Source organism: Cupriavidus sp. 05N39, assembly GCF_056397325.1.
In genome coordinates this window covers 1-15,788 of record NZ_JBFTNE010000141.1, presented here as the reverse complement: position 1 = coordinate 15,788, position 15,788 = coordinate 1, and the positions used below count along the sequence as shown (strand labels likewise).

17 protein-coding genes and 1 pseudogene are annotated in these 15,788 nt (G+C 67.7%); 4 read left to right on the top strand and 14 right to left on the bottom strand.

Annotated features, from left to right (window positions below; all coding sequences use genetic code 11):
* The 4 genes and pseudogenes from AC1DN0_RS37235 to AC1DN0_RS37220 all read right to left on the bottom strand — a co-directional run.
* Positions 1 to 95 (bottom strand): annotated as a pseudogene (locus AC1DN0_RS37235) (FKBP-type peptidyl-prolyl cis-trans isomerase); the annotation flags it as partial.
* 133 nt (positions 96 to 228) lie between these two features.
* A complete protein-coding gene (locus AC1DN0_RS37230) occupies positions 229 to 777 on the bottom strand; it encodes a YaeQ family protein (RefSeq protein ID WP_477111650.1) in 549 nt (182 codons plus the stop codon).
* Between the two features lie 116 nt (positions 778 to 893).
* Positions 894 to 1,598, bottom strand: a complete 705-nt coding sequence (locus tag AC1DN0_RS37225) for an alpha/beta hydrolase (RefSeq protein WP_477111649.1) — start codon at positions 1,596 to 1,598, stop codon at positions 894 to 896.
* A 46-nt stretch (positions 1,599 to 1,644) separates the two neighbouring features.
* Positions 1,645 to 1,956 carry a hypothetical protein gene (locus AC1DN0_RS37220; RefSeq protein ID WP_477111648.1) on the bottom strand — a complete coding sequence of 104 codons (312 nt, stop codon included), beginning with the start codon at positions 1,954 to 1,956 and terminating at the stop codon, positions 1,645 to 1,647.
* Between AC1DN0_RS37220 and AC1DN0_RS37215 the strand changes: the two genes are divergently transcribed.
* Positions 1,949 to 2,098, top strand: coding sequence for a hypothetical protein (locus AC1DN0_RS37215; protein WP_441624763.1), 150 nt, complete (start codon positions 1,949 to 1,951; stop codon positions 2,096 to 2,098). The genes AC1DN0_RS37220 and AC1DN0_RS37215 overlap by 8 nt on opposite strands.
* An 8-nt stretch (positions 2,099 to 2,106) precedes the next feature.
* Here AC1DN0_RS37215 and AC1DN0_RS37210 read toward each other — a convergent pair whose 3' ends face one another.
* From AC1DN0_RS37210 to AC1DN0_RS37195, 4 genes are all read right to left on the bottom strand, one after another.
* Positions 2,107 to 2,709 (bottom strand): YceI family protein, encoded by a 603-nt coding sequence (locus AC1DN0_RS37210; protein ID WP_441624761.1) that lies wholly within the window; start codon positions 2,707 to 2,709, stop codon positions 2,107 to 2,109.
* A 20-nt stretch (positions 2,710 to 2,729) separates the two neighbouring features.
* Positions 2,730 to 3,113: an MAPEG family protein gene (locus AC1DN0_RS37205; protein ID WP_441624759.1), complete on the bottom strand. Its 384-nt coding sequence runs from the start codon at positions 3,111 to 3,113 to the stop codon at positions 2,730 to 2,732.
* 76 nt (positions 3,114 to 3,189) lie between these two features.
* Complete coding sequence (locus AC1DN0_RS37200; protein WP_043348411.1) at positions 3,190 to 3,408, bottom strand: RNA-binding S4 domain-containing protein; 219 nt, start codon at positions 3,406 to 3,408, stop codon at positions 3,190 to 3,192.
* A gap of 4 nt (positions 3,409 to 3,412) precedes the next feature.
* Positions 3,413 to 5,188 (bottom strand): glutamine--tRNA ligase/YqeY domain fusion protein, encoded by a 1,776-nt coding sequence (locus AC1DN0_RS37195; RefSeq protein ID WP_441624756.1) that lies wholly within the window; start codon positions 5,186 to 5,188, stop codon positions 3,413 to 3,415.
* 213 nt (positions 5,189 to 5,401) lie between these two features.
* On the opposite strand from AC1DN0_RS37195, the gene AC1DN0_RS37190 reads away from it, so the two are divergent.
* The gene (locus AC1DN0_RS37190; RefSeq protein WP_477146442.1) at positions 5,402 to 6,853 is read left to right on the top strand and encodes a CoA transferase; all 1,452 of its coding nucleotides are present in this window, start codon (positions 5,402 to 5,404) and stop codon (positions 6,851 to 6,853) included.
* 51 nt (positions 6,854 to 6,904) lie between these two features.
* Here AC1DN0_RS37190 and AC1DN0_RS37185 read toward each other — a convergent pair whose 3' ends face one another.
* The 3 genes from AC1DN0_RS37185 to AC1DN0_RS37175 all read right to left on the bottom strand — a co-directional run bounded on the left by AC1DN0_RS37185 (position 6,905) and on the right by AC1DN0_RS37175 (position 9,137).
* A complete protein-coding gene (locus tag AC1DN0_RS37185) occupies positions 6,905 to 7,522 on the bottom strand; it encodes an FMN-binding negative transcriptional regulator (RefSeq protein WP_441624752.1) in 618 nt (205 codons plus the stop codon).
* 9 nt (positions 7,523 to 7,531) lie between these two features.
* Positions 7,532 to 8,152 (bottom strand): pyridoxamine 5'-phosphate oxidase family protein, encoded by a 621-nt coding sequence (locus AC1DN0_RS37180; RefSeq protein ID WP_477102306.1) that lies wholly within the window; start codon positions 8,150 to 8,152, stop codon positions 7,532 to 7,534.
* Positions 8,153 to 8,276: 124 nt separating this feature from the next.
* The gene (locus tag AC1DN0_RS37175; RefSeq protein WP_477111647.1) at positions 8,277 to 9,137 is read right to left on the bottom strand and encodes a PhzF family phenazine biosynthesis protein; all 861 of its coding nucleotides are present in this window, start codon (positions 9,135 to 9,137) and stop codon (positions 8,277 to 8,279) included.
* A 305-nt stretch (positions 9,138 to 9,442) separates the two neighbouring features.
* On the opposite strand from AC1DN0_RS37175, the gene AC1DN0_RS37170 reads away from it, so the two are divergent.
* Positions 9,443 to 11,134 (top strand): serine hydrolase domain-containing protein, encoded by a 1,692-nt coding sequence (locus tag AC1DN0_RS37170; RefSeq protein WP_477102305.1) that lies wholly within the window; start codon positions 9,443 to 9,445, stop codon positions 11,132 to 11,134.
* 87 nt (positions 11,135 to 11,221) lie between these two features.
* Here AC1DN0_RS37170 and ggt read toward each other — a convergent pair whose 3' ends face one another.
* Both ggt and AC1DN0_RS37160 read right to left on the bottom strand, forming a co-directional pair.
* A complete protein-coding gene (ggt, locus tag AC1DN0_RS37165) occupies positions 11,222 to 12,847 on the bottom strand; it encodes a gamma-glutamyltransferase (RefSeq protein ID WP_477146441.1) in 1,626 nt (541 codons plus the stop codon).
* A gap of 139 nt (positions 12,848 to 12,986) precedes the next feature.
* Positions 12,987 to 13,964, bottom strand: coding sequence for a Bug family tripartite tricarboxylate transporter substrate binding protein (locus AC1DN0_RS37160; protein WP_441624740.1), 978 nt, complete (start codon positions 13,962 to 13,964; stop codon positions 12,987 to 12,989).
* 223 nt (positions 13,965 to 14,187) lie between these two features.
* Between AC1DN0_RS37160 and AC1DN0_RS37155 the strand changes: the two genes are divergently transcribed.
* Entirely contained in the window at positions 14,188 to 15,102 is a 915-nt protein-coding gene (locus AC1DN0_RS37155; protein ID WP_441624739.1) for a LysR substrate-binding domain-containing protein, read from the top strand.
* 132 nt (positions 15,103 to 15,234) lie between these two features.
* On the opposite strand, the gene AC1DN0_RS37150 is transcribed toward AC1DN0_RS37155, so the two are convergent.
* Positions 15,235 to 15,788, bottom strand: a 554-nt coding sequence (locus AC1DN0_RS37150) for a tripartite tricarboxylate transporter permease (RefSeq protein ID WP_477146440.1), incomplete at its 5' end; no start/stop codon positions are given.

The window sequence follows — 15,788 nt, the reverse complement described above, 5'->3', positions numbered from 1 at the left end:
GTGTAATGCACCGTGACATGCTTGCCTGCCGTGGCTTCGGCGCCTTCGCCGGTGACGGTGTCTTCATATTGCWGGCCGGAGGGAGTGGTATTCATGGATGGCTTCCTTGTGCTGTATCAGCGAGGGTCACGGGTTCGGTGAGGCCGGCGGCATGCCGGCCGCACCGGGCGGATGGGTAATTCTGAACCTGGTAATGCTGGTAACGCGAAAACCGCTCGGGAGCCGGGCTTAGCCCTGGGGCTGTTGCAGGACCTCGAGCGTAATGCGGACGTTGTGGTCGTCGTCGCTGACCCAGATCTCGCTGTCCTGGATCGTTACGGACAACCGCATGGCGCGCTGGGCCAGGGCGGCGAGTGCTTCCACCGCCTCGGCCGGCACATTGTAGATGGTCACGTTGCGCAGCTTGCCGGCCTTGCCGGCCATGCCTTTCCACCATTCGCGCGCGCTCGCGCCATTGTAGGTGAACACGGTGACGCGATCGGCGCGCGCGGCGGCGCGCTTCAGGCGCGAGTCGTCCGGCTGGCCCAGCTCGATCCAATGCGCGATCTCGCCGGTCAGGGTCTTTTCCCACAGGTCCGGCTCGTCGGGCTCGTCCAGGCCGCGGGTGAAGATCAACGTCTCGCTGGCTTCGCAGGCAAAGGCCAGCAGCCGCACCATCATGCGCGCATCGTTCTCGGACGGATGCTTCGCGATGGTCAGGGCGTGGCTGCCGTAGTAGGGCCGGTCCATGTCGGAGACGGACAGTTCGGCCTTGTAGATGGTGGATTTAAGTGCCATGAAGGAAGCGGGAGCGGCAAATGCTGCGAGAAGCGAAAGGCCGCATCATACGTGAATCGGACGCGGCGTTCGCAACGACACCGTACCGGGTGCCTGCCATGCCGCCTGGAGTGGGCTCAGGCGCCCACGGCGCCCAGCGCGATCGCGCTCAGACTGGCGGCTAAGCCGGGCTGGTTTTGCCAGGCTTCGCCCAGCAAGTGGCCGGTGCCGGGCAGGTCGATCACCTCCACCCGTTCGGCCAGGCCGGCACGGGCGGCAAGCGCGTCGGCAATGCCCGCGGGGATGACTTTGTCTTCGGCACCGCGTACCAGGGTCAGGCGGCCGCGGAATTGCGCGATCCGTTCAAAGGCGAGCGAGGCGCGCCAGCTGCCGGGCGTGCGCAGTAGGGTGGTAAAGGCTGGGCCGAAGGGCAGTTCGAAAGCGGCGGGGTCATAGGCGGCGCCCACCAGTGTCAGCAGCCGGTCGATCCGGTTGCGCGGATCGGCGGCCAGCCGCACGGCGATTTCGCCGCTCATGCTGATGCCGATCAAGGCGCGGGGACCAGCGCCATCCAGATGGGCCAGCGCCGCCTCGGCTTCGCGCTGGCGCTTGGCCAGCGAGTTGGGCGTGCGCGCCGAGCTTTCGCCGTGGCCGGAAAAATCGAAGGCGATGCTGCCCACGCCCTGGGCGGCGAGCGCTTGCCGCAACGCCAGCCAGCGCGCGCGGTGGCTGGTGCCGGCGCCGTGCAGCAGCAGGCAGTTCGCGCCGTTGCCGGTGTCGATGCGGTCGGCGGCCAGTGTCTCGGTGCCGGTTTCGATGTCAAAGCGCTGGGGTGTGCTCATGGATGGCCTGGCGCGAACATTGGCGCCGCGATGGGCGCCGCTCGCTTTAGCGGGACTTTCGGTAATCGCTCAGGTAGTAGCGCAGCAGCGCCGAGGCCAGGTTCAGGCAGAGAAAGGCGATTGCCACCACCATGGCGTGGCCGGCGGGACTGTCGATCTGCCCCGACAGCGCGAGCCCTGCCAGCCAGCCTCCCACCGGCAGGATCAGCAACGGCACCAGCAGCGCGCGGCGGCCATAAGTGCGCAACGCCCAGGCGGGAAAGCGGCGCAGGAATGCCATCGGGATGCTGCACATCAGGCAGGCGCCCGCAGCCGCCAACGACGCCGCCACCACATCCCCAAGTTGAATCGTGATCATTGTTTTCGGGTTTCCCGTTCAGGCGGAAACCGGGAAAAATGGCCCCGCCGGAAAAATGCAAACCGCTGATTTTACAGAAGAAACCGGCTCTTCAGGCGTCGCCGGGTCGACATCTGGCGGTGTTGTGGAAAACTATATGTGATGCTTGTGTTACTTAGGTGCCGACGCGGCCGGCATGGCTTCCACCGAAATCGTCAGGACCACACTATCGCTCACGTCGGGCAGGAAGCGCGTCATGCCAAAGGCGCTGCGCGACAGTACCGCGCGGAAGTCGCCGCCGCAAACGTGGCGCTTGATGCCAAACAGCGAGATGTCGCCACAGCTGAAGCGCTCGGCTTCCAGCCGCAGCGGTTGCGTGACGCCGTGCAGGCTCAGTTCGCCCTCCACGGCCACCAGCCGGCCGCCGTCCTGCACGAAGCGGTTGGCGCGCAGCCGGACCACCGGGAAGTTCTGCGCATCGAGGAACTGGGCCGAGCGCAGGATGCCGTCCAGCGTGCGGTTGCCGGAATCGACGGAGTCGGCGTCGACCGTAAAATCGATGGCGCCGCTGCCGCTGGTTTCGTCATAGCTGATGCGGCCATCGATCTTGCCGAATCGACCGCGTACCGAGGTCCGCTCGAAATGGCTGGCGGCGAAGTACACCGCGGTATGGGTCGGGTCCACCGCGTAGCTGGCCGGCTCGGCCCGCGCCGTGCCGGCCAGGGCCGGCGCCAGCAGGCAGAGCGCGCAAAGGATGGCAGGCAGGTAGCGCATGATCGCTCTCCCCGGTGTTCTCAGTGCACCAGCACCGGCAGCAGGAAGATGCCAATCGCCGACAGGAAGCCGATGGTCCAGCACAGCGTGCGCAAGGTGGCGCGATCAGCCAGGTAGCACACCGTGTACAGGATGCGCGCGGCGACAAAGACCAGCGCCAGCTCGTCGATGCGCGCGGCAGGCGCCTGCAGGTGGGTGGCGCACAGCACCGCCGCGGCGAATAAGGGGAAGGCCTCGAAATGGTTGCGGTGCGCCATGTCGGCGCGCCGGGCGCGTCCGGCCTGTTTTTCCAGCCAGCCGCGCGGATCGTGGTTGTCGAAGGCGTTTCCGCTCGCCTTGGCGATGCCAACCGTCACCACGGGCAGGATGCCTGCCACCAGCACACACCAGAATGCGATCGGCATTGTCATTTCCTTTGCTTGGAAGCACGCGCCCGATGGCCGGCTGGCCGGCCGCCGGGCATACCGGCGGCCGGGGCGGTCAGGCCGCCACTACCCGGATCTTCACGCCGGCCACGCTGACCACCTGGCCGGCGCGGATCTTGGCGGTCTTGCGCGATTCCACCGCGCCGTCGACCGACACTTCGCCGGCCGCCACCAGCGCCTTGCCGGCGCCGCCGCTGTCGCACACGCCGGCCACCTTGAGCAGGTCGTTCAGGGCGATATGCTCGCCCTCGAGCGGGAAGGTTACGGTTTGCATGGGCTTACTTCCCCCAGCTGTCGCGCAGGCCGACGATGCGGTTGAAGACCGGCTTGCCCGGCGTCGAATCGACCCGGTCGGCCACGAAGTAGCCCTGGCGCTCGAACTGGAAGCGGTCTTCCGCGGCGGCTTGCTGCAGGCCGGGTTCCAGGTAGGCGGTGACGATCTTCTTGGAGTCCGGGTTCAGCGCGTCGAGGAAGTTCTTGCCGCCGGCATCCGGGTTGGGGTCGTTGAAGAGACGGTCGTACAGCCGCACCTCGGTTTCATAGGCATGCGCCACGCTGACCCAGTGGATATTGCCCTTGACCTTGACGCTGTCCGCGCCCGGCGTGCCGCTCTTGGTCTCGGGCAGGTAGTTGGCGTGCACGGCGATCACCTTGCCGTCGGCGTCGCGGTCCACGCCCGTGCATTCGATCACATAGCCGTAGCGCAGGCGCACCTTGCTGCCGGGGGTGCCGTCCTTGGGCGCGAACAGGCGGAAGTAGCCCTTGGGCGGCGCTTCGCTGAAATCGTCGCGCTCGATCCACAGTTCGCGCGACAGCGGGAACACGCGCAGGCCCAGCTCCGGCTTCTTGGGATGCACGGGCGCCGAGCAGTCTTCGCTCTGGCCTTCGGGGTAGTTGTCGATGATCAGCTTGAGCGGGTCCAGCACCGCCGCGCCACGCGCCGCGCGCGCATCGAGGTCGTCGCGCACGGCGCCTTCCAGCGTGCTCATGTCGATCCAGCTATCGGACTTGGCCACGCCGATGCGATCGCAGAACAACTGGATCGATTCCGGCGTAAAGCCGCGCCGGCGCACGCCCACGATGGTGGGCATGCGCGGATCGTCCCAGCCGTCCACGCGGTTTTCAACGACCAGTTGCAGCAGCTTGCGCTTGCTGGTGATGGCGTAGGTCAGGTTCAGGCGGGCGAATTCATACTGGTGCGGCAGCGGATCGCTGAACACGCCGCATTCGCGCAGCTGGGCCAGCACCCAGTCATACAGCGGGCGGTTGTTCTCGAACTCCAGCGTGCACAGCGAGTGCGTGATGTTCTCCAGCGCGTCCGAGATGCAGTGCGTGAAGTCGTACATCGGGTAGATGCACCACTTGTCGCCCGTGCGGTGGTGATGCGCGTGGCGGATCCGGTAGATCACCGGGTCGCGCATCACGATATTGGGCGCGTTCATGTCGATCTTGGCGCGCAGCACGTGCTCGCCGTCGGCGTACTTGTCGTCGCGCATGTCGCGGAACAGCCGCAGGTTTTCCTCGACGCTGCGGTCGCGGAACGGCGAGGGCGTGCCCGGGCGGGAGAAGTCGCCGCGGTTGGCGGCGATCTGCTCGGCGCTCTGGCTGTCCACGTAGGCCACGCCGCGCTCGATCAGCTTTTCGGCGAAGGCGTAGAGCTGGTCGAAGTAGTCGCTGGCGTAATACAGGTGGGGCTGCTGGCTGCCGTCCTTGGCGGTGCTGTCCCAGCTGAAGCCGAGCCAGTGCACCGCGTCGATGATGGAGTCGACGTATTCGGTATCTTCCTTGACCGGGTTGGTGTCGTCGAAGCGCAAGTGGCAGCGGCCACCGTAGTCGCGCGCCATGCCGAAGTTCACGCAGATGCTCTTGGCGTGGCCGATGTGCAGGTAGCCGTTGGGCTCCGGCGGGAAGCGGGTGATGACGGGGGGCAACGGCTCGCCCTGGGCATCCTGGCGGCCGGCGTAGGTGCCGGCGGTGAGGTCCTGGTCGATGATGCTGCGCAGGAAATTGGATGCGGCGGGCGTGTTGTCGTTGGCTTTGGGGTCGTTGCTCATGGTGGCGCCGGTGGGCGGTTAAGTCAGGGGCGGGGCGGCGGCCGGCGTCTGGCGCGCAGCCCGCCGCGCTGCTCGATTGCATGGCGGAATGCCGGATCGGGTGATTTTACCGTGCCGGCGGCCAGAGTCGTGCAATCTCCGCGCGGCAGCGCAAAAACAGCCGCCGCGGCCTAGGATGGAGGGAGCGCATCCGTCCCCTGGAGCATCGCCGCCATGCCGACTTCAACCCCGACTCCAACCCTTGCCCCTGCCTCCCGCCCGACCCCGGCCGAAGCCGTGGCCGGACTCTGGCAGGCCGCCGGGATGCCCGCCGCAGCGCTGGGCCGGCTGCAACTCACCGGCACCGACCCGGTGCTGCCGTCGTCCTTTGCCGTGGGCACCGCCGCTCAGGCCAGCCTGGGCGCCGCGGCGCTCGCCGCCGCCACGCTGTGGCAACAGCGCAGCGGACGCTGGCAGGATGTTGCCATCGACATGCGTCACGCCCTGGCCGAATTCCGCAGCGAGCGCTACCTGCGCGTGGAGGGCGGCCCGGCGGCGGAGATGTGGAACAAGATCGCCGGCGCCTACCGTTGCGGCGACGGGCGCTGGGTGCGCCTGCACACCAACTTCCCGCATCACCGCGACGGCGTGCTGCGCATCTTGGGCTGCGCCCATGAGCGGGCCGCCGTGGAAGCCGCCCTGCAACGGTGGGAGGCCGAGGCCTTCGAGGCTGYCGCCTCCGAAGCCGGCCTGGTGGTGGCCGCCATGCGCAGCTTCGAGGAGTGGGACCAGCATCCGCAGGGGCAGGCGCTGCGCGGCCTGCCGCCGTTTACCCTGGAGCGGATCGGCGAGGCGCTCCCGGAGCCGCTGCCGACGCTGCCCGCTGCCGGCGCGCGCCCGCTGTCGGGTGTCCGCGCGCTCGATTTCACGCGCATCATCGCCGGCCCGGTGGCCGGGCGTACCCTGGCCGCGCATGGCGCGGACGTACTGCTGGTCACCTCCGCCCACCTGCCTGCCATCGAACCGTTGGTGATCGACACCGGGCGCGGCAAGCGTGCCTGCCAGCTAGACCTGCGCGATGCCGACGATAAGCGTGCCTTGCACAAACTGTTGCACGGCACCGATGTGCTGGTCCAGGGCTACCGGCCGCATGGCCTCGCCGAACTGGGCGTGGGGCCGGAGGCGGCGGCCCGGGCGCGGCCGGGCATTGTCTATGTGACGTTGAGTGCCTACGGGCACGTCGGGCCGTGGGCCGGCAAGCGCGGCTTCGATTCCCTGGTGCAGACCGCCACCGGCTTCAACCATGCGGAAGCGCAGGCAGCCGGCAGCGACGAACCGCGTCCGCTGCCGGCCCAGGTGCTGGATCATGCCGCCGGCTACCTGATGGCGCTCGGCGCCATGGCTGCGCTGCACCGGCGCGCCGTCGAGGGCGGCAGCTGGCATGTGCGGGTATCGCTGGCGCAGGTTGGCCAGTGGCTGCGTGGCCTGGGGCGGGTGGAAGGGGGATTGCAGGTGCCGGACCAGCGGCTTGAGGATGTGGCCGACCTGATGGCGACATTGCCGTCGGGCTTCGGCGAACTGAGCGTGGTGTCGCATGCGGGCCGCCTGTCGGAGACCCCCGCGTACTGGGCGCTGCCTTCGGTGCCGCTGGGCACGCATGCGCCGGAGTGGCTGCCGCGCGCCTGAGCGGCGCGCGGGCGGGGGGGCAGCTGTTGCGTTGCAGCCGGCTTTAGCGTTTCAGGCGCCCGTCATGCGCGCCATCCACGCTGCCATGTCGCGCTCGATCGGGCTGCCTTCCTGCTGGGCGGCGAGAATGCGGGCGCGGTCGGCCGCGGGGCGGTTCTGGCTGAGCTTGAACTTGGCTTCGACTCGCGTCGGCACGATGCGCAGGCCGACAATCGCACCCAGCATCTTCTGCTGGAAATCCTCCGGCAGCTCCCGCCATTGCGCGGCGTAGCCGGGCTCGTTCTGCGCGATCAGGCGCTTGAGCAGCGCATCCTTGGCATCGGCGTCGTGAAGCGTGGCGATTTCCGCGTACACATGCACGGCGACGTAGTTCCAGGTCGGCACCGACAGCTTCTGCTCGTACAGCGCCGGCGAGACATAGCCGTGCGGGCCCTGGAACACCAGGAGCGCGCGCGGCGTCTGCTCCAGCCAGCGCCAGTGCGGGTTGGCGCGCGCCATATGGCCTTCGATCCGCCAGGCGTCGCCGCTGCGTTCCGCCACCACCGGCAGATGGGTGGCGAACGGCAGCCCGTCGGCGTCATTGCCGATCAGGGTGGCGAAAGGGTAGCGGCGCATGACTTCGTCGATGGCGTCGCTTTCGGTGCTGGCAAAGTGGGCTGGCGTGTACATGGGCTCGACTCAATACAGGGTTTGCTTCATCCGGGCGGGCTGCGACGCGTCGTACGCGACGCCGTCGAAGGGATTCCGGCTCACGGCGGCCAGGATGGTGCCGTTGCTCGGCAGGCTGCTGCGCGCCACCTGTGTCTGCGGGTCCCACAACCTGGATCGCACCAGCGCGCGGGCGCACTGGAAGAACACCGACTGGATCGAGATCACCAGCACGGTAGCCGGCGCCTTGCCATCCACCATGCAGCGCGCGATCAGCGCCGGGTCGACCGAGACATGGGCGGTGCCGGCCACCCGGATGGTCTCGTCCACGCCGGGAATCAGGAACAGCAGGCCCACGCGCGGGTCCGCGATGATGTTGCGCAGGCTGTCGAGGCGGTTGTTGCCGCGCCGGTCCGGCAGCAGCAAGGTGCGCTCGTCGAGCACCTGGACAAAGCCGGGCGCGTCGCCGCGCGGCGAGCACTCGGCATACTCCCCGCCCACCGTGGAGAGCAGGCAGAGCGGGGCGGCCTCGACAAAGGCGCGGTAGTGCGGATGCAGGTAATCGACTTCCTTGGCGAGCGAGGCCTCGCTGGCCTGGGCGTAGTGGGCTTCCAGTTCGGCCAGCGTGGTCAGGGCGTGCGGCGTGGTCATGTCGGTGGGCGCGTGCGGGTTGCGCGTCAGGGCTGATGGGCGGGGCGGATCTCACTGTAACGCAGCTGCGCGTGGTTTGTCGCGCTTGCCCGCCCCGCGCCACCATGCACGATTGGGCTGCGTGTTACAGGTTGATGGTGCCGCGGCCCAGTTCGATCACGCGTCCGCCCACGCGGATGGCCTGCCCGGCGGTCACTTCCAGCCGCAGCGTGCACGGCCGGTCGACCGCCTCGCCCTGCGCGATCTGGTATCCGGCCGGTAGCGCGTGGCCGCTGGCGATCAGCCAGCCGCCCAGGTTGGCGCAGGCCGATCCGGTACCCGGGTCCTCGGCCACGCCACCGCCCTGCTTGGTGAAGAAATAGCGCGCCACCACCTGTTCCGGCCGCGTCGGATCGAAGGCAAAGACGTAGGCGGTCTTGCGGCCCAGGCTGCTCTGCGGCCAGGACGCCAGCCGCGCGCTGTCGGGCTGCGCGCGGCGCACGGCGTCGACATGCTTCACAGGTACCAGCAACTGGTCGGCGCCGGTGTCGACCCACATCGGCGAAGCCGGCAGGTCGGACTCGGCAAGGCCGAGCAGGGAGGCCATTTCCGCATCCGGCAGGCCGGCCGGTGCCGTCTTCGGCTGGCCCGCATGCGGCGCAGTGAAGGTCCACACATCGCCCTGCGCGGTCACCGGAACCACGCCCGCCTTGAATTCGAGCGTGAGCGCGTCGCCGGTAGCGGCCAGGTCGCGCACCACATGCGCCGTGCCCAGCGTGGGATGGCCGGCAAAGCGCATCTCATAGCCCGGCGTGAAAATCCGGACCTGGGCGCTGGCTTGCCCGGAGGGCAGGATGAAGGTGGTCTCGGACAAGTTGAACTGCAGCGCCAGGGCTTGCATGGTGGCGTCGTCGAGCCCGCGCGCATCCTCGAATACGCACAGGGGATTGCCGCCGAAAGTGGATTCGGCGAAGACGTTGAGCAGGCGGTAAGCGTAGGCGGTCATGGCTGTTCGGGCTGGAAGTGGAAGGGGCCAGTGTAAATCGCCACCCGGCGTACGCCATGCACAGTCGAAGGGATGGCTGGCAGGCCAGTTGCTGACAGTTGGCCTGGGTGCGGGACCGGCAGGGCCCGATCCATGCGAGGCCGGCGTCCGTGCGGCCGGTTCCGGCATGACCGGATTTCCGGCGAATCCGGAAGAACCTAGGGGTATTCGCTGCTAAATGCGAATACTGGCTGACGGTATAGTAGCGGCGCCGGTGGCTTGTCTCGGTCCGGCCAATCCAGCATGAAGGCCACCGGAGGATGCCCATGGCGAGCAAGACGGACTTGTTTGGTGGCTTGGCCACGACGTTGAGCGTATGGATCGCGGCGGCGGCCGGGCTTGCCTGTCTCTCATCGGCGGTCGCGGCCCCTCTCTCCTTCGCATCGTCTCCCGCCGAAATCGCAACGACCGTGCTCGAGGATGAACCCGGTACCGTGGCGGTGGGCATCTGGCGGGACAAACAGGATCGCTACGCCGTACAACGTCGTCGCGTGGGCGCGGCCAGTGAGATCGTGGAGGGCGGCGATCCGGAAGCACAGCCGTTATTCGAGATCGGCTCCATCAGCAAGTTGTTCACGGGCCTGCTGCTCGCACAGGCGGTCGAGCGCGGCGACCTGTCGCTGGACGACAACCTCGGCAAACTTCTGCAGGGCCACGCTGCGCTGAAGCCGGAGACCGCCGCCATCACGCTGCGCCAGCTCGTGACGCACAGCGCCTGTCTGCCCCGCGAGCCGCAGGATTTTCCCGGCTACGGGACCGAAAACCCGTTCTCCCGGCATGACCGCCGGAAGCTGCTTGCCGGTCTTTCCGGGCTGACGCTGGAACACGCGCCGCCCTGCGGCGCGGCGTACAGCAATCTGGGGATGGGCTTGCTCGGGCAACTGCTTGCCGACCGGTACGGCAAGCCTTGGGATGTGCTTGTGCGCGAGAACATCACCGGACCGCTGGGCATGCGCAGCACGTTCCAGTTCCCGGGGCCGCAGGCCAAGGCGCTCGCGCCCGCCTATAGCCACGAAGAGACCCGGGCGCCATGGGACTTCGATGCATTGTCGGGCGCCGGCGCGCTGCGCTCGACGGCCCCGGACCTGCTCATCTTCGCGCGCGCCATGATGGCAGGCAGCGCCGGGCCGCTCGGTCCGGCGGCGGAACGGGCGCTCACGCCGCTGGCCCGCTACCGTGGCGAGGAGATCGGCTACGCTGTGCTGATCCGCGGGCCGGCCGGCCATCGCACGTATTACCACGACGGACTGACAGGGGGCTATCGCGCCTTGCTGGCCTTCGCGCCGGACACGCAGGAAGCGGCCGCCGTGCTGGTGAGCAATACCCATGCGCCTTCATACAAGGTCCTGCTGGGCATCACCGCCAGCCGCTACCCCACCATGCCGGCGGCGCCCGCGCTCGCGCCTGGCGTGCTGGCGGAGTACGGCGGGATCTACCAGGTCGACAAGAGCAATTACGTCACTATGGTGCCGCAGGATGGCACGCTGTACCGGCGCGCCACGGGCGGGGGGTTCCGCCCGCTATCGCCGGCCGGGCACGACACCTTTGTCGACACCGAGGTCGGCGTGCAGTATGTGTTCCGGCGCGAAGCCGGCGAGATCGTTGGGTTGGACTATTCGCTAGGCGGCGCCGGCTATTCCGCGCTGCGCACGAAAGCGGCCGCGCCGGCGATTGCCGTCGTGCCGCTCGACAGGCAACAGGAATACGTCGGCCGCTATCGTAGCCAGCGGCTGATTCGCACGGACCTGATCTTTGATATCCGGGCCGAAAACGGGCAGCTCGGTGTGCGATCCGGAAACTGGCTGCGCAGGCCGGTGTTCCCGGTGGCAGCGCAGGCCGACCGCTTCGTCTACGAGAACGGACTTGCCCAACTCCAGTTCGAGCGCGATGCGGCGGGGCAGGTCACGGGCGTTGTCCTCTACGAGAGCGGTGTGATTCGCCTGCGCCGGATGCCTTGAGGCCGATGGCGTGCCCCGGGACGCCAACCGCCAAAAAAAAAGCGCCCACGTTGCCGCGGGCGCTCTCCCAGTACTGCTATCGGGAAGTCAGAAACCTACTGCCTGTCCATCGCGCCGGCTGTCGCTGGCGGCCACGTAGCCATGCTCGGCGTCTTCCGACAGGCGCCAGATGAACTGTCCCGAGCCGAARTCCATGTAGGGATCGTCGACCGACTTGAGCTGGTGGCCGCGTGCCTTGAGGCCCGCCACCACGGCCGGATCCATGGTGGATTCGATGTCCAGCGTGAAATCCCGGTTGACCTTCCAGCGCGGCGCGCAGCAGGCGGCCTGCGGCTGCTGGTTGTAGTCCACCATCCGCACCACGGTCTGCAGGTGGCCCTGCGGCTGCATGTCGCCGCCCATCACGCCGAAGCTCATCACCGGCTGGCCGTCCCTGGTGAGGAAGGCAGGGATGATGGTGTGGAAGGGGCGCTTGCCGCCAGCCACCACGTTGGCGGACTTCGGGTCCATCGAGAAGCCCACGCCGCGGTTCTGCAGGCTGATGCCGGTGCCGGGCACGACCACGCCTGAGCCGAAGCCCATGTAGTTCGACTGGATGAACGAGATCATCATGCCGTTCTCGTCGGCTGCGGTCAGGTAGATGGTGCCGCCGACCTTGGGCATGCCGAAATCGAAATGCGTGGCGCGATCCATGTCGATCAGCCTGGCGCGCGACTTCAGGTAGTCGTCGTCGAGCATTGCCTCGGGCGTGACTTCCATGCTGGCCGRGTCGGCCACATAGCGGTAGAGGTCGGCAAAGGCCAGCTTCATCGCCTCGATCTGCAGATGCTGGGACTCGACCGAATCCACCGGCAGCGAGGCCATGTCGAACTGGTTGAGGATGCCGAGCGCCACCAGCGCGGCAATGCCCTGTCCATTCGGCGGAATCTCGTGCAGTTCATAGCCGCGGTAGGACTTGCTGATCGGCTTGACCCATTCCGGCTTGTAGTTGCGCAGGTCGTCGGCCGTCATGGCGCCGCCGCATTCCTTGCTGAAGGCAGCGATCTTCGCGGCGATCTCGCCTTCGTAGTAATCGCGGCCATTGGTGTCTCCAATCTTGCGCAGTGTCTCGGCGGCGGCCTTGAGCGTGAATTTCTCGCCCACCTTGGGGGCGCGGCCATTCGGCATGAAGGCCTCGGCATAGCCGGGCTGGTCCTTCAGTTCGGGCACGGCGGCGGCCCACTTGTGCGCCACCACCGGTGGCACGGCGTAGCCGCGCTCGGCGATCTCGATGGCGGGTTCCATCAGTTCGGCGAAGGGCAGCTTGCCGAAGCGCTCATGCAGCGCGGCCCAGCCGGCGATCACGCCGGGCACGGTGACGGCGTCCCAGCCGCGCACGGGGCGGTTGGCGATGCCATTGGCGTCCGTGCCGTACTTGTTCTTGAAATACTCGGGGCTCCACGCCGCCGGGGCTACGCCCGAGGCGTTCAGGCCATGCATTTCCTTGCCGTCCCACAGGATGGCGAAGGCGTCGCTGCCCAGGCCGCACGAGACCGGTTCGACAATGGTGATCGCCGCCGCTGCCGCGATGGCCGCGTCCACCGCGTTGCCGCCCTTGAGCAGCATGCGCAGGCCGGCCTGCGCTGCCAGCGGGTGGGAGGTGGATACCACGTTGCGCGCGAACAGCGGAATGCGCACGGAAGGGTAGGGATTGGTCCAGTTGAAGTTCTGCATGCTTGCCTCGGTTCGGTTCGCTGTCCTGGCGGGGGGGCCGTGCCTGTCGGCTCGCCAGGATTCGCGCTTGTATTGGCGCCCGCCTCCCGCATCGGCGGGGACGGGGCGTACGGCGGAAGTCGCTGTGACTCCGGCGCCGTTATTCCACGGTGATCTTGCGGTCCTTGATCAGCTTACCCCAGCGCGCGCTGTCCTTCTTCACCATGGCGGCGAACTGCGCCGGCGTGCCGCCGACGGGTTCGGCGCCCAGCTTGCCGAGGCGTTCCTTCACGTCCGGCGACTGGATCGCCTTGTTGAATTCCGCATTGAGGCGGTTCACCAGTTCGGCCGGCATTTGCTTGGGGCCGTAGATGCCGAACCAGGTATCGGACTCGAAGCCCGGCAGGCCGGACTCGCTGACGGTGGGGATCTCGGGTGCCAGCGGCGAGCGCTTCAGGCTGGTCACGGCCAGTGCCTTGAGCTTGCCGTCCTTCACATGCGGCAGGCCGGAGACGATGCTGTCGAACAGGATCTGCACCTTGTTGGAGATCAGGTCGGGCACGGCCAGCGCGGTACCGCGATACGGGATGTGCGTGATGAATACGCCGGCCTGCGCCTTGAAGGCCTCGGCGGTCAGGTGCACCACGGTGCCGTTGCCGCTGGACGCGTAGTTCAGTTCACCTGGATGCTTCTTGGCGTAGTCGATCAGTTCCTTGACGTTCTTTACCGGCAGGCTGTTCGGCACCACCAGCACGTTGGTGGCGATGGCCACCTGGCTGATCGGCGTGAAGTCGGTCTCGGTGTTGTACGGCAGGCGGGGGTTGATGTACGGCCCGATCGAGTGCGTGCTGGTGGTGGCGATCAGCAGCGTGTAGCCGTCGGCCGGGGCCTTGGCGGCCATGTCCGAGCCGATCGCGCCACCCGCGCCGGGACGGTTGTCGACCACGATCTGCTGGCCCATGTTGGTGCCCACTTTCTGCGCGATGGCGCGGGCCAGCAGATCGGTGGCGCCGCTGGCCGGGAACGGCACGATCAGGCGGATCGGCTTGTTCGGATAGGTGTCGGCGAGTGCCGGGACGGCGCTCAGCGCGAGGCCGGTGGCGAGGCTCGTGCCAAACAGGCGCAGCCAGTGTTTCATGGTGATCTCCGGATCTGGAAGCAAGGCAGTGCGGGCCGGTGCCGGCCTTCGGGCAACGCACCGCGCGCAGGCCGAGGCTGGTGGCGCCAGGCCCGCGTTGATGGTGCTGCGCATCATTATTCCGTGCAGGGCATCATAATGAAAGCTAATATTTCTTTCTTGTGTCTCAATGTTTTCTTAAGTATCGGCATGGCCGGTCTGCCTCATTTCGCGAGCCCTTCCCATGAGCACCATCCGTTTCCTGCGCACTTTCGTTGCCGTGGCCGACCACGGTTCCTTTGCCGCTGCCTCCGAGCGGGTGGCGCTGACGCAGGCCGCGGTCAGCTTGCAGATGCGCGCGCTGGAGATTGAGCTGCGCCGCGAGCTGTTCGACCGGGGTGGCAGGGTGGTGGCGCTCAATGCCGGCGGCCGCGAGCTGTTGCCGCAGGCGCGGCGCATGCTCGCGCTCTATGACGAGATGCGCTTGCCGCCTGAAGCGCCGGACGCGATGGCCGGCGCGGTGGCGGTGGGGGCGGTGGTCTCGGTGATGGGCGGGCTGTCGCATGTGGTGGCGCGCATGAAGCGCGAACATCCGGCGCTGGACGTGCGCCTGGTTGGCGCCAAGTCGATCGAACTGGCGGCCCAGGTGGAAGCGGGCGAGCTTGACGCGGCAATGCTGGTGGAGGGGACTGGCCGGCTGGCCGGCACCCTGGCGTGGACGCCGCTCTACCAGGAGCCGCTGGTGGCGATTGCAGGGCGTGACAGCCCGGGGGCGAACGCGCGCGAGGCGCTGGCGGCCAACCCCTTCCTGCGATTCGACCGCGGCCAGCGCACCGGCTTGCTGGTGGAGCGGGCGCTGCGCCGCGCGCACCTGCGCGTCAACGAGTTCCTGGAACTGAACTCGATCGAGGCGCTGGTCGAACTGGTGCGCCAGCAGGTGGGCGTGACCGTGGTGCCGCTCTTGCAGCGCGCGCGCTGGCGGGAGGACGAGGCCTTGCGCATCCTGCCCCTGGAAGTGGGCGGCGCCCCGGTGATGCGTACCATCGGCATGCTGGAGCGGCGCGACCATGCGCGCCGGCATGTCGCGGCGGCGGTGCGGGAGGCTTGCGCGGGATTGTTCGATGCCCCGGGCGGCGATGGCGTGGCGGCGCAGCCGTGAGGCGAAGCAGCGCACTTCTCGTGGCCATGGAAGCGAAGCAGGCATAAAAAAAGGTGCCTGGCGGCACCTTGAGGGTCTTGCTGGCACGGTCGCTCGCGGCCGGCACGTTGGCTGGCCGCGGGACTTGCTGGATTATTCTTCCTGGAACGCTTCTTCGCGCTTGTTCTTGATCGACGGCAGCGCCACGATCAGCACCAGCACGGCGGCGGCGATCAGCAGGCCGAGCGACAGCGGACGGGTCACGAACACCGTGAACTCGCCACGCGACAGCAGCAGGGAGCGGCGGAAGTTCTCTTCCATCATCGGTCCCAGCACGAAGCCCAGCAGCAGCGGAGCCGGCTCGCATTTCAGCTTGATGAACAGGTAGCCGATCACGCCGAAGGCCGCGGTCTGGAACACGTCGAAGGTGGTGTTCTGGACCGAATACACGCCGATGCAGCAGAAGGTCAGGATGGCCGGGTACAGGTAGCGGTAAGGCACCTTGAGCAGCTTGACCCAGATCCCGATCAGCGGCAGGTTCAGGATGATCAGCATGAAGTTGCCGATCCACATCGAGGCGATCAGGCCCCAGAACAGCGCGGGGTTGCTGGTCATGACCTGCGGGCCCGGCTGGATGTTGTGGATGGTCATCGCACCCACCATCAGCGCCATCACCGCGTTGGGCGGAATGCCCAGCGTCAGCAGCG